This is a genomic window from Streptomyces sp. NPDC030222 (assembly GCF_055573115.1).
In genome coordinates this window covers 57,556-83,636 of record NZ_JBVICA010000021.1, presented here as the reverse complement: position 1 = coordinate 83,636, position 26,081 = coordinate 57,556, and the positions used below count along the sequence as shown (strand labels likewise).

Sequence of the window (26,081 nt, the reverse complement as noted above, 5' to 3'; positions counted from 1 at the left end):
GTTTCCGGCGACCGAGGGTTCCTGACGGTCCGTCGGTCGCCCGCCCGGTGTCGCCCGCCCGGTGTCCGGGGCCTGAACCCGTACTCCGCATGGGCGTTGGCCAACGCCTGTACGCTCGCACGCATGACGAAGCGTGGGGCCCACAGGGCGAGCCGGCAGGGACGACGAAAACCCCGGCAACCGGGCCGGGGCCGGGTCGCGTTGCTCGGCGGCATGGTCGTGACGTCCGTGCTCGTCGGGGGCGCCGCGCTCGCCGACTGGCAGCAGGGGGAGCGCGACCGGAAGGACCGCGCGGTCGCGGAGCCGCCCGCGGACCGGGACGAGCAGCCGCACGCCCCGCCGGGGGATACGACGCCGGGCGAGCGGCCCACCGCCGACACCCCCGCCTCCCGGGGGGCCCCGCGTCCCCCGTCCGCCCGGAAGCCGTCCGTTCCGGCCCCGGGATCCTCCACCGCGAGCGGATCGCCGGCCCCCTCCGCGAGCGCGTCCGGCCGCGGCACCTTCCAGGCCTCCCCCACCGCCGGCGAGCCGGTCGGCAGCGGCAAGCTGCGCCGCTACCAGGTCCAGGTCGAGGACGGCACGGGACTCTCCGCCCCCCAGGTCGCCGAAGAGATCGAGGCGATACTCGCCCATCCGCGCGGCTGGGCCGCACACGGCCGGGGCACCTTCCAGCGGGTCGACCGGAAACCCGACTTCGTGATCAGGATCGCCACCCCCGCCACCGCCGACAAGCTCTGCCTCGCGGAGGGCCTGGACACGGGCGGCGAGCTGAACTGCGAGACCCGTGAGGGCGTCGTGGTGAACCTGCGCCGCTGGCTGACCGGCTCGCCGCAGTTCGACGGCCCGCCCGCCGACTACCGGCACCTGATCATCAACCACGAGATCGGCCATGAGATCGGCATACGCACCCATATGGGCTGTCCGGGTCCCGGCAAGGCGGCGCCCGTGATGCAGCAGCAGATCAAGGGCCTGGACGGCTGTGTTTCCAATGCCTGGCCCTACGCCGAGGACGGGACGTACATCACAGGCCCCGTCCTTCCGTGACCGTGCTTATGATGCCGGTGGGGACCGGGGCTCCACAGCCGAATTGCCTGACGGAAGGGGCGGACCGCTACCCGGACAGTCGAGGAGACAGCGATGTCGCAGTACCCCGATGCCCCCGGAGCGAGTTCGGAGACCCCGAACCTCGACTTCGACGGCACGACCCCCTACGAGGACTATGTCCAGGCCGACGTCCTCACCCACCTCCAGCACCCCCTCTCCGACGACCCCGGAGAAATGGTGTTCCTGGTGACCACGCAGGTCATGGAGCTGTGGTTCACCGTCATCGTCCACGAGTGGGAGACCGCGTCGCGTGCCCTGCGCCGGGACGACGTGCCCGTCGCGGTGGCCGCGCTGAAGCGCTCGGTGCGCGAGCTGGAGGCCCTGAACGCCTCGTGGACGCCGCTCGGCCAGCTCACCCCCGCGCAGTTCAACTCGTACCGCGCCGCGCTCGGCGAGGGCTCCGGCTTCCAGTCGGCGATGTACCGGCGGATGGAGTTCCTGCTCGGCGAGAAGTCCGCGTCCATGCTCGTACCGCACCGGGGCTCCCCCCGCGTCCACGCCGAGCTGGAGAAGGCCCTGCACGAGCCGAGCCTCTACGACGAGGTGCTGCGGCTGCTCGCGCGCCGCGGGCACGCCGTGCCGGCCGCCGTGCTGGAGCGGGAGCTCGGCCGCAGGTACGAGTCCGACCCCGGCGTCGAGGCCGTCTGGGCCGCGATCTACTCCGGTGACCAGGACGACGAGCTCGTCCGCCTCGGCGAGGCCCTCACCGACGTCGGCGAGCTGGTGTGGCGCTGGCGCAACGACCACCTCGTCGCGACCCGCCGCGCCATGGGCTCCAAGACCGGCACGGGCGGCTCCGCCGGTGTCGCGTGGCTGGAGAAGCGCGCCGCGAAGAACGTGTTCCCCGAGCTGTGGACGGCGCGCAGCCATGTCTGAGAACCGCGCCGCCATGCCCGACGACCGCGCCGCCGTGTCCGAGAACACCGAGCTCGCACTCCTGGCCGCCAAGCGCGACGAGAACGACGAGCTGGCCCACAAGCGCGCCGAGTTCGTCCTCGACGACGTGGTGTACCTGGACGGGAACTCGCTGGGTGCGCTGCCCGCGTCCGTGCCCGCCCGGGTCGCCGACGTCGTCACCCGCCAGTGGGGCGAGCTGCGCATCCGCTCCTGGGACGAGAGCGGCTGGTGGACCGCGCCGGAACGGATCGGCGACAGGATCGCCCCGCTCGTCGGCGCCGCCCCCGGCACGGTGGTCGTCGGCGATTCCACCAGCGTGAACGTCTTCAAGGCGCTCGTCGGCGCGGTGCGGCTCGCCCCCGCCGGCCGGGACGAGATCCTGGTCGACGCGACCACCTTCCCCACCGACGGGTACATAGCCGAGTCCGCTGCCCGGATGACGGGCCGCACCCTGCGGCCCGTCGACCCGTCCCGGATCGCCGAGGAGACGGGCCCGCGCACCGCGGCGGTCCTGGTCAACCACGTCGACTACCGCACGGGCCGGCTCCACGACCTGCCGGGCACCACCGCCGCGGTGCACGCGGCGGGCGCCCTCGCCGTCTGGGACCTGTGCCACAGCGCCGGAGCCCTGCCGGTGGGCCTGGAGGAGCACGGCGTCGACTTCGCCGTCGGCTGCACCTACAAGTACCTCAACGGCGGACCGGGCTCCCCCGCGTACCTGTACGTGCGGGGCGAGCACCAGGGGTCCTTCGACTCCCCGCTGCCCGGCTGGAACTCGCACACCGACCCGTTCGGCATGACGCCCGGGTACCGTCCCGCGGACGGTGCGGTGCGCGGCCGGGTCGGCACGCCGGACATCCTGTCGATGCTGGCGCTGGACGCGGCCCTCGAGGTCTGGGACGGGGTGACCGTCGACTCCGTCCGGGTGAAGAGCCTGGCCCTGACGGACTTCTTCCTGGAGTGCGTCGAGGCCTACGCCCCGCCCGGCCGGGTCACGTCCGTGACCCCGGCCGCCCACGCGGAGCGCGGCAGCCAGGTCGCGCTGCGCTGCCACGACGCGGGTGAGGTGATGAGCCGTCTCATCGCCCGCGGCGTGGTCGGCGACTTCCGCCGGCCGGACGTGCTGCGCTTCGGGTTCACCCCGCTCTACGTCGGCTTCGCCGACACGGAACGGGCGGCGCGGATCCTGGGGGAGATCCTCTCGGAGCAATGATCCCGAGGGCGGACCGGGGCGGGGGAGAGGGTGGTACGGTCCCGTCGCGAGATCCAATTCCGGTCCGCCGGGGAAAGGCTGGGGCATGTCCGATCCCGCGCCGAAGGATGCCCGGGACGCCGTCGCACGCGACGCGGCGGAGGCCGAGTCGGCCTTCGCGCACCCGGTCGTCGAGCCGGCCGCCACCGTGGCGTACGGCGACCACCCCGACCAGATCGTCGACCTGTATCCGCCGCAGGACGGCCGTCCGAGCGCCCCGCTCGTGGTCGTCCTGCACGGCGGGGCGTGGCGTGCCCCCTACGACCGGAAGCACGTCTCCCCGTTCGCGGACTTCCTGGCCCGGCGCGGGTTCGCCGTGGCCAGCGTCGAGTACCGGCGCGGCAGCACCCTCCCGCAGCAGGACGAGGGCGTGCACATCGCGGGCCGCTGGCCGGACACCTTCGACGACGTGGCCGCCGCGCTGGACGCACTGCCCGGGCTGGTGGCGGAGGCGCTCCCGCAGGCGGATCTGCGGCGTACCGTCCTCACCGGCCACTCGGCGGGCGGTCATCTCGCCCTCTGGGCGGCGGCGCGGCACGTCCTGCCGAAGGACGCGCCCTGGTACCTGCCGGAACCTTCCGAGCTGAGGGGCGTCGTCGCGCTCGCCCCGATCGCCGACCTGCGGCTCGCCGAGGACCTCGGGGTCTGCTCGGGCGCGGCCGGCCAGCTGCTGGGCGGCGAGTCGCTGCTCGCCGGGCGTCTGCCGTACGCCGACCCCGCCGTGCTGCTGCCGACCGGGATCGCGACCACCGTGGTGCAGGGCCGCACCGACATCGTCGTGCCCCAGGAGGTCGCCGAGTCCTACGTCGACGCGGCGGCGAAGGCGGGCGAGACGGTCGGGTGGACGCTGCTGGAGGACGTCGGCCACTTCCCGCTGATCGACCCGGCGGTGGACGCCTGCGCGGTGGTGGCGGAGGAGATCGCCCAGCTGGCCTGGTGAGCCGGCCGGGCCGGTGAGGTAGTACTTGCGACGGACGCCGAAGGATCCGCATCACAGGTGACGACCGCGTCCGCCGCGCCCCCTACCGTGGCGTCGTGACCGAGACACACACCACCTCACGGAGCCCCGAGTTCCGGCTGGCCATGGACACCCTCGGCGGACTGCGCCGGGAACTCCTCCACGGCGCGTTCGCCTACCGCCCCCTGCCGAAGGGCACCGGGAAGGGGCGGCTCGCCCGTCTGGTCCCGCGCCGGATACGCGGGCACGCGGGCTGGTTCCGGCACGCCGTGGTGTTCGGGTGCGCGCTGTTCGCGTTCCTCCTGGCGACCGCGCCGGCCGACGTGGGCGACGACCTGCGGCCGGCCGTCATCGGGATCCTCTCCGCGGTCCCCGTGGTCATGGCCCTGACCCGGCCGGTCCTCGCGTTCTGGACGTCCCTGCTCGCCACCCCGCTGGTGACGGCCGTGGCGAACGACTACGACTTCCCGTGGGTGCCGTCCTCCTTCTTCGCGCACCTGGTGGTGCTGGTGGTCGTCGCGGCCCGCACCGGGCCCCGGGCGGCCCTGTGGATGTGGACGCTCACCCTGGGACTGGGTGTGGCCATGGACGCCCTCGGCCCCGACTGGCACGGGTCCGACACCGGTCCGATGGCGGTGATGTCCGCGCTGGCGCTGCTGGTCGTGTCCCTGGTGCACACCCGCCGCACGGCGGAGCGCGAGGTCAGCGCCCAGCAGACCGTGACCGCGATCGAACGCGACCGGCGCACGCTGCTGGAGGAGCGCACCACCATCGCCCGGGAGCTGCACGACGTGGTCGCGCACCACATGTCGGTGGTCGCGATCCAGGCCGAGGCCGCCCCCTACCGCGTCGAGAACCCGCCGCCGGAGCTCACCAAGTCCTTCGAGGTCATCCGGGAGAACGCGGTGGCCGCACTGACCGAGCTGCGCCGGGTCCTCGGGGTGGTCCGGGCCGAGGACCACGAGGCCCCCGACGCCCCCCAGCCGACCCTCGCCGATCTCGACGGACTCCTCGCGAACGTCCGCGACACCGGCCTGACCGTCGAGAAGACGGTCACCGGCGCGGTGCGCGAGCTGCCGCAGGGCGTCGAACTGTCCGCGTACCGGATCATCCAGGAAGCCCTCAGCAACACCCTGCGGCACGCGCCCGGCGCGAGCGCCCGTGTCGAGATCAGCCATGTGCTGGGCGGCCTGGGCCTGCGTATCGTCAACGGCGCCCCGACCGGCGACGTCCGCCCGTCGCCCGGCGCCGGGCACGGCATCACCGGCATGCGCGAACGGGTCGCCATGCTGGGCGGCGAGATGACGGCCGGGGTGACGGACGACGGCGGGTACGAGGTCGCCGTGTTCATCCCCGTCGCAGCCGGCCCCGACCTCCGCAAGGACGGCGCATGACCATCCGTGTGCTGATCGCGGACGACCAGATGATGGTCCGCGAGGGATTCTCCGTCCTGCTGGGCGCGATGCCCGACATCGAGGTGGTCGGCGAGGCGGTCAACGGCAGGGAGGCCGTCGCCCGGGTCGCCGAGCTCCGGCCCGACGTCGTCCTCATGGACATCCGCATGCCCGAGATGAACGGCCTCGACGCCACCCGGGAGATCGTCTCCGCGGACGCCGAGGCGAAGGTCCTCGTGCTCACCACCTTCGACCTGGACGAGTACGTGTACCAGGCGCTGCGCGCCGGAGCCTCCGGGTTCCTCCTCAAGGACGCCTCGGCACGGCAGCTCGCGGACGGCGTGCGGGTGGTCGCCGCGGGCGACGCCCTGCTCGCGCCGTCGGTCACCCGCAGGCTGATCACCGAGTTCTCCCGCATCGGTACGCCGAAGCCGCCCGCACAGAGCCAGGTCGGCGATCTCACGGAACGGGAGACCGAGGTGCTCGTGCTGATCGCCCAGGGCCTGTCCAACGGGGAGATCGCCGCCCGGCTGGTGGTCGCCGAGTCGACGATCAAGACCCATGTGAGCCGCATCCTGGTCAAACTCGGCCTGCGCGACCGCACCCAGGCCGCGGTGTTCGCGTACGAGGCCAGGCTGGTAACCCCGGGCTGACCCTGGTCTCCCCGCTGCGGCCCGGCTAGCGTCGGGCCATGACCGACCTCTTCGACCCCTGGTCACCGGCGTTCGTCGCCGACCCGTACCCCGTGTACGCCGAGCTGCGGGCCCGGGGGCGGGTGCACCACCACGAGCCGACGGACCAGTGGCTCGTCCCGCACCACGCCGATGTGTCAGCGCTGCTGAGGGACCGCCGGCTCGGGCGGACGTACCGGCACCGATTCACCGACGAGGAGTTCGGCCGTACGCCCCCGCCGGCCGCCCACGAGCCGTTCCACGTGCTGAACGACCACGGGCTGCTCGACCTGGAGCCGCCGGACCACACCCGTATCCGGCGGCTGGTGTCGAAGGCGTTCACCCCGCGCACGGTCGAGGCGCTGCGCCCGTACCTGGAGGAGCTGGCGGGGGACCTGGTCGGCGCACTGGTGGCGGAGGGCGGCGGGGACCTGCTGACCGCGGTGGCTGAACCCCTGCCGGTGGCCGTCATCGCCGAGATGCTCGGGATCCCGGAGTCCGACCGCGGACTGCTGCGGCCCTGGTCGGCGGACATCTGCGGCATGTTCGAGCCGCACCCGTCGGAGGAGACCGCCGCCCGCGCGGTGCGGGCCGCGCTGGCCTTCTCCGCCTACCTGCGGGAGCTGATCGCGGAACGCCGCACGGACCCGGGGGAGGACCTGGTCTCGGCGCTGATCGCCGCGCACGACGAGGGCGACCGGCTGAGCGAGCAGGAGATGATCTCCACCTGTGTGCTGCTGCTCAACGCCGGTCACGAGGCGACCGTCAACACCACCGTGACGGGCTGGTGGACGCTGCTGCGGCACCCCGACGCGCTGGCGGTGCTGCGTGCCGACCCTGCGGGCCTGCTGCCGACGGCGATCGAGGAGCTGATGCGGTTCGACACCCCGCTCCAGATGTTCACGCGCTGGGTGCTGGACGACATCGAGATCGGCGGGACGACCGTGCCGCGCGGGGCGCAGGTCGCCCTGCTGTTCGGCTCCGCGAACCGCGACCCCGCGGTCTTCGAGCGGCCCGGTGAACTGGACCTGGCCCGTGCCGTCAATCCGCACATCACGTTCGGGGCGGGGATCCACTACTGCCTGGGCGCACCTCTGGCCAGGATGGAACTAGCCGCGTCGTTCGGGGCTTTGCTGCGTGCCGCGCCGGGGCTGCGGCTCGCCGCGGAGCCGGAGTGGCGGCCCGGTTATGTGATCCGGGGACTGGAGGAGCTCCTGGTCGAGATCCCGTGAGCGGAGGGACCGGACCGCAGGCCTTGTGGAGGGTGGGCCTTGTGGACTGTGGGTCCTGTGGGCTGTGTGAACTGCGTGCCCCGTGAACGGCGAAGGCCGCCCCGGAGCGGGGCTCCGGGGCGGCCTTCGCGGTGTGCGCGTGGTGTCCGCGCGCTGTGCGTCCGACGCGTCAGTCCTGCTCTGCGCCGGGCGGAAGCTGGCGCAGCTTCATCTGCTGTGCGGTCTGCGAGCCGAAGGTCCAGTCGAGCATCTTCGCCGCGTTGGTGAAGCGGGACGAGGTGCTCGGGTCGTTCAGGACGACACCGATGACGGTGCGGCCGTTGCGGGTCGCGGAGAAGACCAGGCAGGGGCCGGCGCTGGTGCCGGTGCCGGTCTTTATGCCGTTGGCGCCGCTGTAGGAGCCGAGCAGCTTGTTGGTGTTGTACCAGGTGTACGTGCGGTTCCCGCTCGGGGTCGTGCTCTTGTGGACGGTCTGCTTGACGATGCCGGTGAAGATCCCGTTCGTCATGGCGTTGCGGCCCAGCTTGGCCATGTCGCGAGGGGTGGAGACGTTCCTGCCCGTCGTCGATATGCCGTCGAAGGAGTCGAAGAAGGTGTTGCGCATGCCGAGCGCCGCGGCCCTCTTGTTCATCATGCCGACGAACGACTTGGTGCGCTCGTTCATGGAGTTGCCGACGCCGAAGGTGTCCGCCAGGGCGTACGCGGCGTCACAGCCGGAGGGCAGCATCAGGCCGTTGAGGAGCTGACGGACGGTGACCTTGTCGCCGGTGCGGAGGTCGGCCGTGCTGGCGCCGGTCCGCGTGACGTAGTCACGGTACGCCTGCTTGATCGTGACCTGCTTGTTCAGGTCGAGACCGCGCGCCTGGGTGACGATCACCGCCGTCATGATCTTGGTGGTGCTGGCCATCTGGCGCTTGGTGTCGGCGTTCTTGCTCCACAGATGGGAGCCGTCCGACGCGTTCATCAGGAAGGCGTTCTGGGAGGTGACGCCCGAGGGGCTGCCGGCTGCGTGGGCCGGGGTCGCGGCGAGGGGGGCCGCAACGAGTGCCGTTCCGGCTGCGAGCAGGGCCGCGATGCCCCGCTTACGGGCACCCTTGAACCCAAGTCTCAATGCATGCTCCGTTGACTGTGAGGGGGTGGTCTGAAGGGTCACATCCTGACAGCGGTTCAAAGGGTGATGTCACCGCGAGGTTGAGAATGTGACAGAGCTGTGGCGAAACGGAGTGGGCGGCTCGGCAAGCCGAACGCCTGAATGCCGTCGAAGCCGGGCATTCAGGCGTTCTTTCTCAGGGTGGGAGGCGGGGTGGGGGCGCCGTGACGGCCGGGGCCGTCAGACCGTGAGGTCCCTGCGCCGGAGCGCCGCCAGGCCGCCCGCCACCAGAGCCGCGGCCAGCGCCGTCAGCACCAGCACCGGCGTCCACGCCATCTCCGCACCCGGCAGCTTGGGCAGGTGGCCGAAGGGTGAGAGGTTCATCACCGGCTGCGGCACCCTCAGCGCGGGGCCGACCCAGCCCAGCGCCAGACACGTCCCGGCGGCCGCCCAGCCCGCCGCGGCCGCCCTGGGGAGGGCCCCGTGGAGCAGCACCGCCACCGCGGCCAGGGTCCACACCGCCGGCACCTGGACCAGCGAGGCCCCGAGGAGGGCGGGCATACCGCCGCCGTGCCCGATCGCGAGACCGGTCCCGCTCAGGAGGAGGATCAGCACCGATCCCCCGAACGCGACCAGCAGGTGCCCGGCGGCCCAGCCCGTCCTGCTCACGGCGCCCGCCAGCAGCGGCTCGGCGCGCTGCGAGGTCTCCTCCCCGTGCAGCCTCAGCACCGAGCCCACCGCGAACAGCGCGGCGACCATCCCGAACATTCCGGTCATCGTGGCGAGGAAGGCGTCGACGAGTCCGCTCCGGCCGCCCATCTGCTCGATGATGTCCCGGGCCTTCTCGTTGCCGCCGATCAGATCGGCCGCGCCCGCCGCCATCCCGCCGAAGACGGTCCCGGCGAGCAGGAACCCGGCCGCCCAGCCGCCGAGGCCGCCCCGCTGGAGCCGCCAGGCCAGCCCGTACGCCGTGGAGATCCGCCCCTCGGCCGGCCCGGGCCGGGCCGGCAGGAAGCTCATGCCGAGGTCGCGCCGCCCGGCGAGGGCGTACGCGGCCGAGCACAGCGCCGCGACCGCCGCCGCCATGAGCAGCAGCACCGGCGGGCGTTCACCGGCGAAGGCGCGGACGTTCTCGGCCCAGCCCACCGGTGACAGCCAGGTCAGGGCCGACGAGCCGTCGGCCGTCCCGGCGTCGCCGGCCGCGCGCAGCGCGAACGCCGTGCCGAGCACCGTGGCGGCCAGGCCCTTGGCGAGCCGGGCGCTCTCGGTGAGCTGCGCGGTGACGGCGGCGACCCCGGCGAACACCATGCCGGTGCCTCCGACGGCGAGCCCCAGGGCGAGCGCTCCGGCCGGGTTCTCGCCGGCCAGGCCCGCGGTGACGAGCAGGGCGACCGCGGCGTTCGCGGCCAGCGCCGCCAGCAGTGCGGCGGTCAGCGGCGCTTGGCGGCCCACCATCGCGGAGGAGAGCAGTTCCTGACGGCCCGTCTCCTCCTCCTCCCGGGTGTGGCGGACCACGACGATCAGGCTCATGACCGCGGCGAGCACGGCCGCGAAGGTGCCGAACCGCCAGGCGACGAGTGCGCCGACCGAGTCGCCGAACACCGGTCCGTAGAGGGAGCGCAGAGAGCCGTTCGCCGTCATCGACCGGGCGAGCCCGGCCCGCTCGGCGGCCGTGCCGTACAGCGCGGCGAGGGTGCCCCTGCCGCTGACGACCATGCCCGCGGTGACCAGCACCCACATCGGCATCATGAGCCGGTCGCGGCGCAGGGCGAGCCGCAGCAGCGCGCCGGTGCCCGCGAGCCGGTGCGTTCCGCCCGCCGTGCGTACGGCGGGCGTGGCCGCGGAGGTCATCGCGCCACCGCCCCTTCCCGGAGGTCGTCCTGGTAGTGACGGAGGAAGAGTTCCTCCAGGGTGGGCGGGGTGCTGGTCAGGGACCGCACGCCCGCGGCGGTGAGGGATGCCAGCACGGCGTCGAGCTTGTCGGTCTCGGCCTGGAGGCGCACCCGGCTGCCCGGCCCCCCGGCGACCGCCTGGACGACGACGTCGTGGACGCCGGGCAGGTGGGCCAGTCCGTCCGGAGCCGTGGCCAGTTCGGCGGTGAGGCTCGTACGGGTGAGGTGCCGCAGGTCGGCGAGCGAACCGGTCTCGACCGTCCGTCCCTTGCGGATGATGCTGACCCGGTCGCAGAGGGTCTCGACCTCGCCGAGGATGTGTGACGAGAGCAGGACGGTGCGGCCGCGGTCGCGTTCCTCGCGCACGCACTGCTGGAAGACCTCCTCCATCAGCGGGTCCAGTCCGGAGGTCGGCTCGTCGAGGACGAACAGGTCGGCGCGGGAGGCGAAGGCCGCGACGAGGGCGACCTTCTGCCGGTTGCCCTTGGAGTACGTACGCCCCTTCTTCGTCGGGTCCAGTTCGAACCGTTCGACGAGGTCCGCGCGCCTGCCCTTGTCGAGTCCTCCGTGCAGCCGTCCGTAGAGGTCGATCACCTCGCCGCCGCTGAGGTTCCGCCACAGGGTGACGTCCCCGGGGACGTAGGCGATCCGGCGGTGCAGCTCGACCGCGTCGTGCCAGGGGTCGCCGCCGAGGATCCGGGCCTCGCCGGAGTCGGCTCGGAGCAGACCGAGCAGGATCCGGATGGTGGTGGACTTCCCGGCGCCGTTGGGGCCGAGGAACCCGTGGACCTCTCCCGTTCCGACGGTGAGGTCGAGACCGTCCAGCGCGTGCGTCCGGCCGAACGACTTGTGCAGTCCGGTGACGCTGATTGCCTTCGTCATGGTTCGGAACCTACGCTGGTTTCACAAACTTGTGAAGTTAACGAAGCGTTAAAATCAACGACAGGTGGCGGACCACGGGAGACGATGAGCCGATGACCAGCGAGAACAGCAGCACGGACGGCCGTGACGACGAGGCCGTCGCCCGGTTCGTCGAGCGGTTCGCCGCCGAACTCACCGAGGCCGGGATGCAGCGGATGGCGTCGCGTGTCTTCGCCGCGCTGCTCGCGTCCGACGACGGTTCGATGACCTCCGCGCAGCTCGCGGAGCGCCTCCAGGTCAGCCCCGCGGCGGTCTCCGGCGCGGTCAACTACCTCACCCAGGTCTCCATGATCGGACGCGAACGCGACCCGGGCTCCCGGCGCGACCGCTACCGGCTGCACCAGGAACTCTGGTACACCACCTTCGCCCGCCGGGACCAGATGCTGAGCCGCTGGGAACACACGCTGCGGGAAGGCGCGGACGTACTCGGCCGTGGCACTCCGGCGGGGGCGCGGGTCGCCGAGACCGTCGAGTTCTTCGAGTTCCTGCAGAAGGAGATGGTCGCGATGCTGGACCGCTGGCGCGAGCACCGGGCGACGCCGGACCTGACCTGACCTGACCTGACCTGGCCTGGCCTGGCCTGGTAGCGCTCGACCTGGCCTGGCCCGACCTGACCTGGCCTGGTAGCGCTCGACCTGGTCTGACGCGACCTGGCCTGGTAGCGGTGCCCGGTCGCCTACTCCGGCAGCATCAGCGTCCAGGAGTCCGGACGGACGGTCCACGTCCGCGTGCGGACCGGGCCGTTCGTCAGCGCGTCCGCGCGGTAGCGGAACGAGGCGCCGGAGACGGTCACCGCATGGGCCTTGGCCCGGACCGGATCCGCGCCGTGCGGCCGGACCACGACCTCGGCCACGCCGTCCAGGGCGCGCACCGTGACGTCGTCGACCGGCCGGTCGAGGTCGCTGAGCAGGACGCCGTCCGCCTCGACCCGCAGCCGGTGCGTCCGGGCGGGACCGCCGGCCGGCGCGGCGGGCGCCGACCGTGTCAGCGTGCGCACCAGCGACCGGCACGCCGACCAGAGGGACGGCGTGTGTACGGAAGGCGCGTGCATGTCGCCGGGGACGACCAGCTTGCCCAGCACCACCCCGTCGCTGTCGTCGGCGAGCAGGTCGAGCCGCTGAGCCGCACCGTCCAGGACCGTGCGCGCCGCGGCCACCGCACCCGTGGGCACGCCCAGCGCGCCGGCCAGCTCCAGCGTCGCGTGCGTACCGACGGGCACCAGCGACAGAGCGACGCCGTCCAGCTCACGCCCGCGGTGCAGCGCGGTCACGGTCCGTAGCAGTGCCCGGTCGTCCCCGATCACCACGGGGCGCCTGCTGCCCCGCCGGGCGAGGGCCCGGACGAACTCCTCCGGCCCTTCCGGCAGGCAGACTTTCACTGTGGCGGCTGCACACAGCACATCTTTCGCGATACGGACCGACTCGCCGTCAGTCCTGCGAGCGACCGGGTCGATGACCACCAAGAGCTGGTCGTGAGCCGACACCTCGGTCCTTCCTCGGGTAGCATCTTTGTGCAAGAGCCCCTTGCGCTATTGCGCCAGGGGCTTCGTCTATTCCGGGGCACCCGGTCCGACGGCTCAGCCCTGCGGTGTACATCGTCGTACGCCCCCTGACGTTGGACATGCCCCGCCCGGAAGGGGTGTACGCCTGTGCCCGCACTTGTGCTGCTCGGTGCTCAGTGGGGTGACGAAGGCAAGGGAAAGGCCACTGATCTCCTCGGTGGATCCGTCGATTATGTAGTGCGCTATCAGGGTGGCAACAACGCCGGTCACACCGTCGTCGTCGGTGACCAGAAGTATGCGCTGCACCTCCTCCCTTCCGGAATCCTCTCGCCGGGATGTACCCCGGTCATCGGCAACGGTGTCGTCGTCGACCCGGCGGTCCTGCTCTCCGAGCTGAGCGGGCTGAACGAGCGTGGCGTCGACACGTCCAAGCTGCTCATCAGTGGTAACGCCCACCTGATCACCCCGTACAACGTGACCCTCGACAAGGTCACCGAGCGCTTCCTCGGCAAGCGCAAGATCGGCACGACCGGCCGCGGCATCGGCCCGGCCTACGCCGACAAGATCAACCGCGTGGGCATCCGGGTCCAGGACCTCTACGACGAGTCGATCCTGACCCAGAAGGTCGAGGCGGCGCTGGAGCAGAAGAACCAGCTCCTCGCCAAGGTCTTCAACCGCCGGGCGATCGAGTCCGGGCGCGTCGTCGAGGAGCTGCTGGGCTACGCCGGCAAGATCGAGCCGTACGTCGCCGACACCACGCTGATCCTCAACAACGCGCTCGACGAGGGCAAGGTCGTCCTCTTCGAGGGCGGCCAGGGCACCCTGCTGGACGTCGACCACGGCACGTACCCCTTCGTCACCTCCTCGAACCCGACCGCGGGCGGCGCCTGCACGGGCGCGGGCGTGGGCCCGACGAAGATCAGCCGGGTCATCGGCATCCTCAAGGCGTACACGACCCGCGTCGGCGCCGGTCCGTTCCCCACCGAGCTGTTCGACGAGGACGGCGAGGCCCTGCGCCGCATCGGCGGCGAGCGCGGTGTCACCACCGGCCGTGACCGTCGCTGCGGCTGGTTCGACGCGGTCATCGCGCGCTATGCGACCCGGGTCAACGGTCTGACCGACTTCTTCCTGACGAAGCTCGACGTGCTGACCGGCTGGGAGCAGATCCCGGTCTGCGTGGCGTACGAGATCGACGGGCGGCGGGTCGAGGAACTGCCCTACAGCCAGACCGACTTCCACCACGCGAAGCCGGTGTACGAGTACCTCCCGGGCTGGTCCGAGGACATCACCAAGGCCAAGACCTTCTCCGACCTGCCGAAGAACGCGCAGGGCTATGTGAAGGCGCTGGAGGAGATGTCGGGCGCCCCGATCTCCGCCATCGGTGTCGGCCCGGGCCGTACCGAGACGATCGAGATCAACTCCTTCCTGTAGGAACGGGTGCGCGGTAGCGCCCCGTCGGCCGACACGGCCGGCGGGGCGCTTCGCCGTTCCGGTGGACGTTCCAGGTGCTCGGCACCGTCGCCGTCCCGGAGGCCGCCGGTGACCCGGACCGGGCTCCGTGCCGCTGTCCGGGGTGGCCGGATCGATGCGGCCGGCGGCCGGGACGAGGACCGGATTCTGGTCTAGACCTTGACAGGTGCAGACCAATTCCGGTTCAGTGCGGATACCCCCACGGGATACCCCCCCACAGGTTCGTCCGTCCCCACTGCGCCACCGCACGCGCTCGCTCCTCCGTCCGTGCACTCCGTGCGTGCTTCGCGCGACCCCCACACGGAAGGCCGATAACGTTGTCACGACGTACCCTCACGACCCTGCTCACCGCCTTCGCGGCCGCCGTCGGGCTCGGAGTGTTCCTGCCCGCCGCCCCCGCCTCCGCAGCCGCCTGCGCCGCCGGATGGAACTCCTCGTCCGTGTACACCGGCGGCATGACCGCCTCCCACAACGGCCACAACTGGCGCGCCAAGTGGTGGACCCAGGGCGAGACGCCCGGCCGCGCCGAGGTCTGGGCCGACCAGGGCACCTGCGGAAGCGGCGGTGGCACGCCGGTGCCGGACCCCTCGGGCTTCGTTGTCAGCGAGGCCCAGTTCGACCGGATGTTCCCGAACCGGAATCCCTTCTACACGTACAGCGGGCTCACTGCGGCCATGGGCGCGTACCCGGCCTTCGCCAGGACGGGCAGCGACACGGTCAGGAAGCAGGAGGCCGCGGCCTTCCTCGCGAACGTCGCCCACGAGACGGGCGGCCTGGTACACGTCGTCGAGCAGAACACCGCCAACTACCCGCACTACTGCGACCGTTCGCAGTGGTACGGCTGTCCCGCGGGTCAGGCCGCCTACTACGGGCGCGGCCCGATCCAGCTCAGCTGGAACTTCAACTACAAGGCCGCCGGTGACGCACTCGGCATCGACCTGCTGAACAACCCCTGGCGGGTGGAGCGCGAGGCGGCCGTCGCCTGGAAGACCGGCCTCTGGTACTGGAACACCCAGAACGGCCCCGGCACCATGACCGGCCACCGGGCCATGGTCGACCAGGCCGGCTTCGGTCACACCATCCGCTCGATCAACGGCGCCCTCGAATGCGACGGCAGGAATCCGGCACAGGTCCAGAGCCGGGTGAGCAACTACCAGCGCTTCACGCAGATCCTCGGTGTGGCGCCGGGAGGGAACCTCTACTGCTGAGACGTCGCCGGACTGCCTCGGCCGGCCGCTGCCGGGTCCTTCCCGGTCAGCCGTCGGCCGGGGCTGCGGTCGGTCGCGACGGGCTGCGGTCGGGGCCGGGCCGGGGTCCGTCCCCGGCCGGTTCCGTCCTGGTCGGTTGTCGGGCGGCGCCCGGCTCCGGGCAGCCGCCGACCGGCCCCCGCTCAGCCGTCAGCCGCTCAGCCGCTCAGCCGTCGGCCGGATGTCGGCGTCGGCCGACCGTGGACGGACTCGTGCGGTCCGCGGGCCGGCCGCCCGCATGTCACCCTGGGCGGGCGGGGCCACCAGAGCGTCGGACTGGTGCGCGCGGCGAAGGGAGTCGGCGACGAATCCGCCGGCCTTCAGTTCCTCGACGATGTCGTGGAGGAACCGTACGGTCTCCGGACGCCGGGTCCTTGTGGTGCCCACCGCCTGGCGGATCTGCATGAACCGTTCCTCGATCAGCCGGATTCCCGGAGTCGCCGCGACGAACTCCGTCATCGGCTGCCGGATGCCGGCCGCGACCTCCAGGCCCTCTGAGCGGAACGCGTCGACGCCCTCCGCCCCGCGCACGACGGTCGCGTGCCGGAGGGTGCGGGTGAGGAAGAGGTCGTAGGCGGAGCCTCGTTTCACCCCGATGCGCACGCCCTCGCGGTCGACGTCGGCGGCCGTGGTGAGGGGTGAGTCGTCGGGCACGGCGTACACGCCCTCGATCACGACGTACGGTGCGGTGAAGGCGACTTCGGCCTCACGGGCGGGTTCCACGGCCAGGAAGCAGATGTCGGCCCGCCCGGTCGCCATGGCCTCGTACGACTTCCGTGCGGCGTCGAAGCAGACGAGTTCCACCGGCACGGCCAGCCGCGCGCCCACCTCGCGCGCGATGTCGACCGTGATGCCGGCCGGTGCCTCCGGAGTGCCCTGGGCCAGCACCGGATTGCCCAGATTGATCGAGGCGCGCAGTACGCCGCTCGGCGCCAGGTCCCCGGTGATGGCCGCAGTCACGTTCCCCATGGCAGGGGAGTCTAGGTCACGCTTTCGAGGGCATCCCGGCGCCTCTCGACGGCATTTCCTCCGCGCCTGGCACGCGGAACACCCCACGGGCACGCGCACCGAGGCGCTGGCCGCATGGCGCGCTCACCGGGCGCGGCCAGGGGACCCGGACGTGTCCCCGTCGGACGGGCCAGGTCAGGCCGGATAGTCGTCGTAGCAGTCCGGGACCGGGTAGTAGAGGGCCCTCCAGGTGGCGGCGCCGATGACGCCGTCCTTGGCGAGGCCGTGGCAGCCCTGGATCCACTTGATCTTGGCCAGGGTGTACCGGCCGAACTTCCCGTCCGTGGCGAGCTTCGGCACCCCGTTCCACACGTTGCTCAGGCACTGGGCCTGCCGCACGGCCGGGCCGGTGGTCCCGTACTTCAGCACGGGACGCTGGGAGGCGGCGACGTACGAGCATCCTCCCGGCGTCGTGGCCGGGGCCGTCTGCGGTGCGGCCACCCCCATCGTCCCCGCGGCGAGGAGCGTCGTGCCGAGCACGGATGCCACGCGTCGTCGCATACGTCTTTCTCCTTGGTTTCCCTGCCTCGTGGGTGAAGCGATTCCGAGGGCCGTAAGAACTGTGCCGGTGACTGTGCCCCGTTGGCGTGGTGCGCACCTGTTCCCGCTGCCGATGTCACCCGTGCGCCGGACCCCTGCGCCGGATTGTGCGCCGGATCGTGCGCACGTAGGCGCCACGCCACGACGGCGCCGGGAGGCTCGCCCGCAGGCCCCTTCGTGCCCCGGCCGGCACAGGGGTGGGGGCGAGCGGCCGCGGCCGCGCGTCGGCCCGTGCGGCCCGATCGCCACCGCACGTGCCTCAACGCTACGCGGGTGGCCCGAATCGGGCATCCGGAGTGTTTCCGGGCCCGTCGGCCCGGTACCGCACCCGACAGGCGGCAGCCTCATGCGTCTGCATCCTCCCCGTGTCCGACGCCGACGGTTCGACGCGGTCGCTCGACGACCCGCGCCGGTACGTGCTCGACGGCTCATGGCACAGGTGGTCCTCCCAGGGCGCCGGCACTGCCTCCGACCTGCCCGGATACTCGGCGTGTCCAGAGCCCGGAGCACACCGAGGCGAACTTGTCCGGTCCCCGTCAGTGTGTTGGGATGTGACGGGCGATCACGGGGGTGGCCCGTGCGACGAGGGGGTTCGGCGAAGCGTGCTCGGTGAACTGCGCGCCCGATCGCCTCGGTTCATCGGCCCCTACCGGACCCTGGCGCGGCTCGGCGCGGGCGGCATGGGCGAGGTCTTCCTCGGTGTCGACGACCGCACGCGCGCGGTCGTCGCCGTGAAGACCGTACGCGCCGACCTCGCGAACGACGCCGGCTTCCGCAGCCGCTTCCGGCGGGAGATCGCCCTCGGCCGGTCCGTCGACAGCCGTTTCACAGCCCGTCTGCTGGACGGCGACGCCGACGGCGTCTCCCCGTGGCTCGCCACCGAGTACGTTCCCGGCCCCACCCTGGAGAAGGCCGTCAGGGAATGCGGACCGCTGCCCCCGGCGGCCGTCCGGGCCCTCGGCCTCGATCTCGTACGGGCCCTGCGGAGCATCCACCACGCGCAGGTGCTGCACCGCGACCTGAAACCCGCGAACGTGCTGCTCACCGGCCACGGCGCCAAGGTCATCGACTTCGGCATCGCGCGGGCCTTCGGCGCCAGCACGATGACGCAGACCGGCGTGATGGTCGGCTCGCCCGGGTTCATGTCGCCCGAGCACGTATCGGGCAGCCGGAACGTCGTCGCGGCGTCCGACGTGTTCTGTCTGGCGAGCCTGCTCTGCTACGTGGCGACCGGCCGTATTCCGTTCGGCGACGGGCCGCTCGCCGTCGTCCTCTACCGGATCGCCCACGAGGAGGCCGACCTCGGCGGCCTGGACGCCGTCGACCCGTGGCTGCGGGCCCGGCTCGCCGACTGCCTCCACAAGGACCCGTCCGCGCGGCCGGACACCCGGGAACTCGAACGCCGGCTGGGCGAGGGCACGTCCGCCCCCATGGCCTGGCCCGCCCCCGTGGACCGGCTCATCGGCACGTACGAGCGGGAACTCGACGCCGTGCTCGCCGACCAGTCGCGGTACCAGCCGCCCGTACCGACTGCGCCCGACCCCGGGTCCGCCGGCCCCCACGTGCCGTACCTCCATGGCGCCGCTCCGGACATCCACGGCCTCCCGACCACAGCCCCGGACCTCCATGGCCTCCCGACCACAGCCTCGGGCACGCCGCCCGCATCCGTGCCCGGGCAGCACCGGCCCGACCGCCGCCGACGCAGGACGCTGATCGCCGCGGTGTGCGCGCTTGCACTCGCCGCAGGTGGTGTCCTCGCCGTACGGGCGTTCCAGCCCGGGGAGGGCACGTCACCGGAGCGCCCCTCCGACGCGGCGGGCGCGTCCCGCATCGACACCGCCGCCGTCCGGCAGGCCGAGTTCGTCGACGAACTCGGCAGCTCCGACCGCAATCTGTCCTTCGACAAGAACGCGACGGCACGCCCGGCGGGCTGGAAGCCGTGGAACGCACGGCTCGCCGGGCGGCCGAGCGACTGCGGGCTCGCCGGACCCGCTCTCGTCTGCCGTCTCGTCGACGGCCGCCTGCAGACCCTCGACGCGGCCGGCGGTACGGAGGCGTGGCGCGCCACGGCGAAGTCCGCGCGGGGCGCCGGCGCGCCCGTGATCGCCGGCGATCTGGTGATCGCCGCCGAGGACGGCCGGCTGCGCGCCCGCGCGGTCGGTGACGGCCGGGTCCGGTGGGACCGTCCGCTGGGCGGGCCCCCTGTCGACCGTCTCGTCACTGCCGGTGGCCAGGTCTTCGCCACCTGGTCGGACAGCGATGGCGTCCATGCCTCCGGCCACTCCGCCGCGGACGGGAAGCCCTTGTGGACCAGGACGGTCGGACCGGTCGGCGCCACGGACCTCGGCGTCCTGGCATTCGCCGACGACGTCCTGTTCGTCGGCACCGAGCAGGGGCTCCAGGCCTGGGAGGCCACGACCGGGAAACCGCGGACCGGGGAACGGCAGACCACGTCCCGGGTGCGCTGCGGCAGGGGCGCCCGCATCGTCGCCGGCACGATCCTCTGCCCGGACGCGGACGGCCGGGAAGTGAAGGCGTACCGCACCGCCGACTTCTACGAGTTGCCCCCCGAGAGCCGCGTCCGGCTGCCCGACGCACCGTCCGCCACCGCTGCCCGGCTCGGCACCGGAGACGTCGGCACCATGCTTCTCGCCCTCCCGCAAGCCCGGCGCGTCACCTGGCTGCCGGGGGACGAAGACCGCGGAGATGTCGGCCCGATCGTTTCCGCCGCGGACGGCCGGGCGGCGGCCGTCACCCCGCCCGTACGGGTCGCCACGACCAGCGTCTACGCCGACAGCATCACCCTCTACGCCCGTGCGGACGGCGGTGCGCTCGTCACCGTCCCCGTCGGAGGGGCGTCCGGGCGAACCCCGGACGCCGCCAGCGCGCCCGAACTGCTCACGGCCGGCGGGGTGGTCCACCTCGTCCGCGGTGACGGCACGGTCGGCTCCGTGGCCCTGCCCTGAGGACGAGAACACCGCACAGGCCCGCCGGAAGGAAAGAAGAGTTGCTCGAACCGCTCGGAGCGGACACCCCGCGCCGCGTCGGACCGTACCTGCCGTTCGCCCGGCTCGGCGCCGGGGGCATGGGCGAGGTCTGCCTCGCCCGCCGGGAGGACGCGCCACAGTCGCTCGCGGCCGTGAAAACGATCCGCGCGGACATCGACATCGACCCCGCCTTCCGGGTGCGTTTCCGCCGCGAGGCGGACGCGGCCCGCGCGGTGCGCAGCCCGTACACCGCCGCCCTGCTGGACGCCGCGCCGGATGCCGATCCGCCGTGGCTGGCCACCGAGTACGTCGCCGGACCCTCGCTGCAAGAAGCGGTGGCCCGCTGCGGGCCGCTGCCCGTGCCCGCCGTCCGGGCGCTCGGCGCGGACCTGGCCCGGGCGCTCAAGGCCGTCCACGGCGCGCGGATCCTGCACCGCGACCTCAAGCCGGCGAACGTCCTGCTCGGCGCCGACGGCCCCAAGGTCATCGACTTCGGTATCGCGCGCGCTTTCGACGGCACCGCGCTCACCGCCGTCGGCGGCGTCATCGGCACGCCCGGCTTCATGTCCCCGGAGCACCTGACCGGCGGTGACGGCGTCGTGCCGGCGTCGGACGTGTTCTGTCTCGCCGCGCTGCTGGTCTTCGCCGCGACCGGCCGAGGACCGTTCGACGACGACGAACTCGTCGCCGTCATCCATCGCATCGCCCAGGCAGAGGCCGATCTCACGGCCGTCCCGGACGAGTTGCTGGAGATCGTCACCACCAGTCTGCGCCTCGACCCGACCGCCCGCCCCACGGCCGACGAACTGATACGCCGCCTCGACGTGCCCCGCGTCGAGGGCGGCCCCTACCCGTGGCCGTCCTCCGTCCATCAGCTGATCGGCGCCCACGGGGAGGAGGTACGGCGGTACGCGTCCGCCCCCGTCCCGCCACCGCCCCCCGTGACTCCCGCCCAGGTGAGCCCGCCCGCGTACCCGCCGTCTGCGGCGAATCCGTCCGCGTACCCGGCGTCCCCGGTGGGCCCGTCCGCATACCCGCCGCAGGCGTTCGCCCCGGGACCGCCCGCGCCGACTCCGCCCGTTCCGGCCGACGGCCGGCCGCCCGCCGAGCGGCGCAACGGCCGGCGCATCGCCCTCGCGGTCCTCGCCGGGCTCCTCATCGGCCCCCTCGCCGTCCTCGGCATCCAGTGGCTGCGCCCCGACACCCCGAAGGGCGGGAAGGGCACTCCGCGCCCGTCCGCCACGGCGCCCGCCGAGGACCCGGTCGAGCCCATCGCCGTGAACGCGGCGAACGGGGCGCGCACACTCGTCTACGAGAACGCCGGCCGGAAGGGTGAGGGCCGCCCCGCCGGGTGGAAGCCCTGGCACGTCAGGGCGCCCCAGGGCGCGACCGGCTGCGTCATCGCCGAAGGACTGCTGATCTGCGCCTCCAAGACCACGGTGGAGGCGCGCAGCACCGCGGACGGCAGCCTGAAATGGAAGCACGACAACCCGGAGGCCGCCGACATCGCCGCCACCGCACCGGGCGTCTCCCACGGCAAGGTGTACCTGCCGGAAGGCGACGCGATCGTCGTCGCCGGTCTCTCCGACGGCAAGCCGGTCGCCCGCTGGCCCGGCACCGAGGGCTACCTCGCGGCCCTCGCCGTCGCGGCCAAGGGCGTCGTCTACGTCGCGTACCAGGGCGACACCGGGAACACCGGCTCCAACACGATGATGTTCCGCGCCTACCGCGAGAGCGACGGCAAGATGCTGTGGACGACGAAGCGGAACTACGTCTGGCCGCAGAGCATGACCCTGGCCGCCGGCCGACTGCTCATCACCGGCGACCGCCCCGTGGCGCTGGACCCCGCCACGGGGGACGTCGTCCACGAGGGCGTCCCGTGCGGCGACTTCACGGGCCCGGACGGCCGGGTCTACTGCAACAAGCCCGAAGCCATCGGCGCCCCGGACACCACCCGTGTCCTGGACCCGCGCAGCCTGAAGGAGGAGCGCCGACTGCCCGGCCGGCCGCTCGTTGCCGGCAAGGGCGGTTTCCTGCTGGTCCAGAGGGAGTTCCAGGACGGTCCCGGCCTGCGGGCCGTGGACGTCGCGACGGGCGAGGACACCTGGCTGATGCCGCCGCTCGACCGCGAGGCGATTCCCCATGTGGGCAACGCGTACGTCGTCGGCGACCGGCTGCTGCTCGTCGGCAAGGAGCGACTGCTGACGGCCTCGCTGAAGGACGGCCAGGACATCCGATCCGCCACACCCGTAGGCTGGCCCGCGCCCGACCCGACCTACGACGTGCCGCCGCTGCTGCTCGTCCAGGGCGACGTGGTCTTCACCGCGCACAAGGACGGCACGATCGTCTCGGCCGCCCTGCCGTAGGGCTCTCCTACGCGGCCCAGGACACGAACGCGGCCCAGGACTCCGGCGCCACGGCGAGCGTGCCGGCGCCGGGGTCCTTGGAGTCGCGGACGTGCACGGTGTGGCGGCATGCGGCGACCTCGACGCAGTTGCCGCCGCCGCTGTCGCTGTAGCTCGACTTGTGCCAGTTGAAGGCGACCTCGACGCAGTCGCCGCCGCCGCCGTCGCTGTAGCTGGACTTGAACCACCGGAGGGTGCTGGTCATCGCTCTTCTCCTGCCAACCGCTCAATGAGGCTCAGGGAGTCGTCAGGACTCAGGGCCTGTGCGCGGATCTTCGCATACCGGTGCGAGAGTTGGCTCACCTCGGCCGGTCTGCTGACCAGGAGGCCCTGGTCCTCGATCTCCATGTAGACCACATGGTCGTGCTCCTTGGTCTCCACCAGTTTCATGGGTCCGCGGTCACCTGCGTAAGAGCCTCGCAGGCCACGGTCCAGCGGCAGCACCTGCACGGTGACGTTGACCCGGCGGGCGTCCTCGGCGAGGGACCTCAGCTGGGCCCGCATGATGTCCCGGCTGCCGAACGGCCGCCGCAGCACGGACTCTTCGAGGATCAGCTCGATCATCGGCAGGGGATCACGGTCGAACAGGGCCTTGCGAGCCAACCGCGCCTCGACCAGCTCCTCGACCTTGGCCTCGGACACGGCCGGATAGCTGCCACTGATCAACGCCCTTGCGTAGTCTTCTGTCTGGAACAGCCCGTCGACGACCAGGGTTGCATAGGACGAAAGCGTAAGCGCCCCCGCCTCCAGCCGGGAGAAGTCCCGAAAGCGCGCAGGGTACTTGTCCATCAGCACATACGGCCGCGCCACCTCGAAGATGCCCAAGCCGGCGCCGATGGCCTTCTCCAGCCTGACGAGCATGTCGTCACTCGCAGGCTGCGCCCCCGTCTCCATGGCACTCACCGCCGACCCCGTGTATCCGAGCTGTCTGCCCAACTCCTCCTGCGTCAGCTTCTGCTGCGTCCGCATGATCCTCGCGATCTCCGCGACGAACCGCGTCGCCGATCCGGCGGTCTCCTTGTTCTCCGCTCGCGCCAAAGCGATCACCATCCCGATCCAACCGGACTCAACCGGTCACAACAGAACAGCGTCCCCTTCGTACTGTGATCGAAGGTCGACGCAGTGTCATGGAGAACGCTAACTCTGGGCACTGACACTGGCACTGTGAATACGCAAAGTCACCGCCGCGCACCAGCCTGGGTGCCCACGTCAGGCCTGCAACTCCGTAAGGCAGGCGTTCAGTTCGACGCCGTCCGGGTGGACGGGGACGTCGGGCGGCGGCTCGCGGACGTCCTGGAGGCGATGACGGTCGGGGACCCCGGCCCCATCGTCGCCGCGTCCAACGGGCGCCGTGGCGTCTACTTCCTCGTCCCGCCGGGCAGCACGGCGCACCGCCCCTGGCCGGCTGCCGTCACCCGCCTGACCGCCGGGCCGAACCAGGTCTGCTACATCCCCGTACCCGCCCTGCGCGGACCGACGTGGCCCCTCGCATGGCGCTGTCCTCCGTCCGAGGAGGGGCGCTTCGTACACCCACTGCTGCTGCGGAGCGCGCTGTCGGTGCTGCTGAACTGAGCCCGGTCCGGTCCGGTCCGGACCGGCCGCCCGCCACCGGCCGCCCCCACCGGCCGGTCCGCCCTCACCCTCAGCTGCCGACGCGAGCCATCTGCTCCTGCGTCGCGCCCTTCGGGCCGTCCGAACGGCTGACGTACGCGTAGTCCTCGCCGTTCGGTGTCATCACCAACGTGCTCTTCACCGGACACCTGCCCTTGCCCTTGCCCGGGACGAACGGGCCGAGGAGCAGCCGGTCGCTGTGCGAGCCGGCGAGCAGCGACGTCCATGTGCAGCCGGCGTACTTGTCCTCGCCCGTCGCGGTCGCGACCGCCGAGCCGACCGCTCCCTGCTTGATCGTGACCTTCAGACGGTACGCCGGGGAGTCGGTCAGAAGGTTCCAGGTGCCGAGGTACTTGGGGTGGACGGCGGCGTCGTTGGTCGCGGACGTGGCCGTCCGGAGCGTCGACTTCCCGCCCGACATCTCCCAGTCCAGCTGACCGTCGTCCCGCATCGTGAGCGTCTGCTTCGGGGCCGGCTCGCAGAGCCGGGATCCGCTCGGAACGCTCTTCACGGGGGTGCCCTTGCCGAGGACGAGCTTCTTGTCGTCGGCCGACACCAGGGGGCTCCGGGAGGTGCACATCACGTTCGAGTAGGTGAACGTGACCGTGGCGACCTGCGCGCCCTTCTTGCCCTGCACGATCTGGAACCGGCCCTGGAAGCCGCTCTCCGGGCCCAGACTCATGTCCCCTTCCCAGGCGTTCAGATACAGCTCGGGGATCACCCCCCTGGGCTTCGCCTCCTCCTTCTTCTCCTCCCCGAGGGGGAGCAGGCCGAGCACCACCCTGCCGACCACGGCGATGCCGACGAGACCGGCGATGACGAGCAGACCGAACTTGGGGCCGGCCAGTCTGCGCGGAGCGGGCGCGGGCACGGGTGGCGGCGTCGGCACATGAGCGGGCCCGGTCGGCTGCGGGGGCATCGCCATCGGGCCGGGCGCGTACGGGCCCTGCGGATAGCCGTGCGGGCCGGGCGAGGGCGCGGGCGACTGCGCCACCGCCGTGGGGGCGTAGGGCTGGAGCTCCGGGGGCGTGGGCGCCGTCAGGAACGACGGGCGCGGGGCGGGCGCCTCCGCGTCGAGGAGCTGCGCCGCCCGTCGGCCGAGCTGGGCCAGCAGTTCGCCGGGCAGCCAGGCACCGGCGGGGTCGGCGTCCTTGGTGGCGTCGATGAGCTCGGCGACCGTCGGCCGGCCCGCAGGATCCTTGATCAGGCAGGCCCGCACGAGTCCGGCGATGCTCGACGGGACACCGGTGAGGTCCGGTTCCTCCCGCACGATCCGGTACATCAGCGTGTGGACCCCGCCGTCACCCTTGCCGAAGGGGGTCTTTCCGGTCGCCGCGTACGCCAGCACCGCACCCAGGGCGAACACGTCCGAGGCCGGGGTGATGGTCTCGCCCATCACCTGCTCGGGCGACATGAAGCCGGGGGAGCCGACCACGGCGCCGGTCCGGGTCCGGACGTCACTCGCCGCGGCGGCGTCCAGGGCGCGGGCGATGCCGAAGTCGATGACGCGCGGCCCGTCGACCGTCACCAGGATGTTCGACGGCTTGAGGTCGCGGTGCACCAGGCCGACGGAGTGGATGGCCTCCAGCGCCCGGGACAGCCCGCTCCCCAACGCCCGTACGGACGTGTCGGGCAGGGGCCCGTGGTCCTTGCCGACGACCTCCGTCAGGGACGGGCCGGAGATGTAGCCGGTGGCGACCCACGGAATCGCAGCTCCCGTGTCGGCGTCCAGCACCGGCGCGGTCCACCGTCCGCCGACCCGCTGTGCGGCGGACACTTCCTGAGCGAACCGCCGCCTGAACTCGGGGTCCCTGGCGAGCTGTTCGAGGACGAGCTTCACGGCGACGGTCCGTCCGCCCTCGCTGCGTGCGAGATACACACGGCCCATTCCGCCTTCCCCC

At 72.3% G+C, this 26,081-nt stretch carries 22 protein-coding genes; 13 read left to right on the top strand and 9 right to left on the bottom strand.

The annotated features are described in order from the left end of the window. The first annotated feature begins 123 nt into the window (after window positions 1-123). The 7 genes from ACZ4Z5_RS26455 to ACZ4Z5_RS26425 all read left to right on the top strand — a co-directional run bounded on the left by ACZ4Z5_RS26455 (window position 124) and on the right by ACZ4Z5_RS26425 (window position 7,508). Window positions 124-1,044, top strand: a complete 921-nt coding sequence (locus ACZ4Z5_RS26455) for a DUF3152 domain-containing protein (RefSeq protein ID WP_468266926.1) — start codon at window positions 124-126, stop codon at window positions 1,042-1,044. Window positions 1,045-1,137: 93 nt separating this feature from the next. Continuing rightward, window positions 1,138-1,980 (top strand): tryptophan 2,3-dioxygenase family protein, encoded by an 843-nt coding sequence (locus ACZ4Z5_RS26450; RefSeq protein ID WP_468266924.1) that lies wholly within the window; start codon window positions 1,138-1,140, stop codon window positions 1,978-1,980. 13 nt (window positions 1,981-1,993) lie between these two features. After that, the gene (kynU, locus tag ACZ4Z5_RS26445; RefSeq protein WP_468267026.1) at window positions 1,994-3,214 is read left to right on the top strand and encodes a kynureninase; all 1,221 of its coding nucleotides are present in this window, start codon (window positions 1,994-1,996) and stop codon (window positions 3,212-3,214) included. A gap of 85 nt (window positions 3,215-3,299) precedes the next feature. Beyond that, window positions 3,300-4,193, top strand: a complete 894-nt coding sequence (locus tag ACZ4Z5_RS26440) for an alpha/beta hydrolase family protein (RefSeq protein ID WP_468266922.1) — start codon at window positions 3,300-3,302, stop codon at window positions 4,191-4,193. Between the two features lie 143 nt (window positions 4,194-4,336). After that, complete coding sequence (locus ACZ4Z5_RS26435; protein WP_468267024.1) at window positions 4,337-5,605, top strand: sensor histidine kinase; 1,269 nt, start codon at window positions 4,337-4,339, stop codon at window positions 5,603-5,605. Further along, window positions 5,602-6,258: a response regulator gene (locus ACZ4Z5_RS26430; RefSeq protein WP_468266920.1), complete on the top strand. Its 657-nt coding sequence runs from the start codon at window positions 5,602-5,604 to the stop codon at window positions 6,256-6,258. The genes ACZ4Z5_RS26435 and ACZ4Z5_RS26430 overlap by 4 nt, the downstream gene beginning before the upstream one ends. Before the next feature lie 38 nt (window positions 6,259-6,296). Continuing rightward, complete coding sequence (locus tag ACZ4Z5_RS26425) at window positions 6,297-7,508, top strand: cytochrome P450 (protein WP_468266918.1); 1,212 nt, start codon at window positions 6,297-6,299, stop codon at window positions 7,506-7,508. A 169-nt stretch (window positions 7,509-7,677) separates the two neighbouring features. On the opposite strand, the gene ACZ4Z5_RS26420 is transcribed toward ACZ4Z5_RS26425, so the two are convergent. The 3 genes from ACZ4Z5_RS26420 to ACZ4Z5_RS26410 all read right to left on the bottom strand — a co-directional run bounded on the left by ACZ4Z5_RS26420 (window position 7,678) and on the right by ACZ4Z5_RS26410 (window position 11,372). Beyond that, complete coding sequence (locus ACZ4Z5_RS26420; RefSeq protein ID WP_468266916.1) at window positions 7,678-8,619, bottom strand: D-alanyl-D-alanine carboxypeptidase family protein; 942 nt, start codon at window positions 8,617-8,619, stop codon at window positions 7,678-7,680. Between the two features lie 219 nt (window positions 8,620-8,838). Next, window positions 8,839-10,449, bottom strand: coding sequence for an ABC transporter permease (locus tag ACZ4Z5_RS26415; protein WP_468266914.1), 1,611 nt, complete (start codon window positions 10,447-10,449; stop codon window positions 8,839-8,841). Further along, on the bottom strand, window positions 10,446-11,372 hold the full coding sequence (locus ACZ4Z5_RS26410; RefSeq protein WP_468266912.1) for an ABC transporter ATP-binding protein: 927 nt from the start codon (window positions 11,370-11,372) through the stop codon (window positions 10,446-10,448). The genes ACZ4Z5_RS26415 and ACZ4Z5_RS26410 overlap by 4 nt, the downstream gene beginning before the upstream one ends. A gap of 92 nt (window positions 11,373-11,464) precedes the next feature. On the opposite strand from ACZ4Z5_RS26410, the gene ACZ4Z5_RS26405 reads away from it, so the two are divergent. Next, the gene (locus ACZ4Z5_RS26405) at window positions 11,465-11,965 is read left to right on the top strand and encodes a GbsR/MarR family transcriptional regulator (protein WP_468266910.1); all 501 of its coding nucleotides are present in this window, start codon (window positions 11,465-11,467) and stop codon (window positions 11,963-11,965) included. Between the two features lie 122 nt (window positions 11,966-12,087). On the opposite strand, the gene ACZ4Z5_RS26400 is transcribed toward ACZ4Z5_RS26405, so the two are convergent. Further along, the gene (locus ACZ4Z5_RS26400; RefSeq protein ID WP_468266908.1) at window positions 12,088-12,894 is read right to left on the bottom strand and encodes a diacylglycerol kinase family protein; all 807 of its coding nucleotides are present in this window, start codon (window positions 12,892-12,894) and stop codon (window positions 12,088-12,090) included. Window positions 12,895-13,059: 165 nt separating this feature from the next. Here ACZ4Z5_RS26400 and ACZ4Z5_RS26395 point away from each other — a divergent pair, with 165 nt between their 5' ends. Then, complete coding sequence (locus tag ACZ4Z5_RS26395; protein WP_468266906.1) at window positions 13,060-14,343, top strand: adenylosuccinate synthase; 1,284 nt, start codon at window positions 13,060-13,062, stop codon at window positions 14,341-14,343. 356 nt (window positions 14,344-14,699) lie between these two features. Then, a complete protein-coding gene (locus tag ACZ4Z5_RS26390) occupies window positions 14,700-15,590 on the top strand; it encodes a glycoside hydrolase family 19 protein (RefSeq protein WP_468266904.1) in 891 nt (296 codons plus the stop codon). Between the two features lie 189 nt (window positions 15,591-15,779). On the opposite strand, the gene ACZ4Z5_RS26385 is transcribed toward ACZ4Z5_RS26390, so the two are convergent. Continuing rightward, on the bottom strand, window positions 15,780-16,598 hold the full coding sequence (locus ACZ4Z5_RS26385; protein ID WP_468266902.1) for a transporter substrate-binding domain-containing protein: 819 nt from the start codon (window positions 16,596-16,598) through the stop codon (window positions 15,780-15,782). Window positions 16,599-16,772: 174 nt separating this feature from the next. Continuing rightward, window positions 16,773-17,138, bottom strand: a complete 366-nt coding sequence (locus ACZ4Z5_RS26380) for a peptidoglycan-binding domain-containing protein (protein ID WP_468266900.1) — start codon at window positions 17,136-17,138, stop codon at window positions 16,773-16,775. Window positions 17,139-17,779: 641 nt separating this feature from the next. On the opposite strand from ACZ4Z5_RS26380, the gene ACZ4Z5_RS26375 reads away from it, so the two are divergent. Both ACZ4Z5_RS26375 and ACZ4Z5_RS26370 read left to right on the top strand, forming a co-directional pair. Continuing rightward, on the top strand, window positions 17,780-20,143 hold the full coding sequence (locus ACZ4Z5_RS26375) for a protein kinase domain-containing protein (protein WP_468266898.1): 2,364 nt from the start codon (window positions 17,780-17,782) through the stop codon (window positions 20,141-20,143). 41 nt (window positions 20,144-20,184) lie between these two features. Next, window positions 20,185-22,530: a serine/threonine protein kinase gene (locus tag ACZ4Z5_RS26370; protein ID WP_468266896.1), complete on the top strand. Its 2,346-nt coding sequence runs from the start codon at window positions 20,185-20,187 to the stop codon at window positions 22,528-22,530. A 7-nt stretch (window positions 22,531-22,537) separates the two neighbouring features. On the opposite strand, the gene ACZ4Z5_RS26365 is transcribed toward ACZ4Z5_RS26370, so the two are convergent. Further along, window positions 22,538-22,774, bottom strand: a complete 237-nt coding sequence (locus ACZ4Z5_RS26365) for a DUF397 domain-containing protein (RefSeq protein ID WP_468266894.1) — start codon at window positions 22,772-22,774, stop codon at window positions 22,538-22,540. Beyond that, a complete protein-coding gene (locus ACZ4Z5_RS26360) occupies window positions 22,771-23,619 on the bottom strand; it encodes a helix-turn-helix domain-containing protein (RefSeq protein WP_468266892.1) in 849 nt (282 codons plus the stop codon). Before ACZ4Z5_RS26360 ends, ACZ4Z5_RS26365 begins: the two co-directional genes overlap by 4 nt. 114 nt (window positions 23,620-23,733) lie before the next feature. On the opposite strand from ACZ4Z5_RS26360, the gene ACZ4Z5_RS26355 reads away from it, so the two are divergent. Beyond that, window positions 23,734-24,141, top strand: coding sequence for a hypothetical protein (locus tag ACZ4Z5_RS26355; protein ID WP_468266890.1), 408 nt, complete (start codon window positions 23,734-23,736; stop codon window positions 24,139-24,141). A gap of 70 nt (window positions 24,142-24,211) precedes the next feature. Here the strand turns inward: ACZ4Z5_RS26355 and ACZ4Z5_RS26350 are convergent, their stop codons facing one another. Then, entirely contained in the window at window positions 24,212-26,068 is a 1,857-nt protein-coding gene (locus ACZ4Z5_RS26350; protein WP_468266888.1) for a serine/threonine protein kinase, read from the bottom strand. Between the last annotated feature and the right edge of the window lie 13 nt (window positions 26,069-26,081).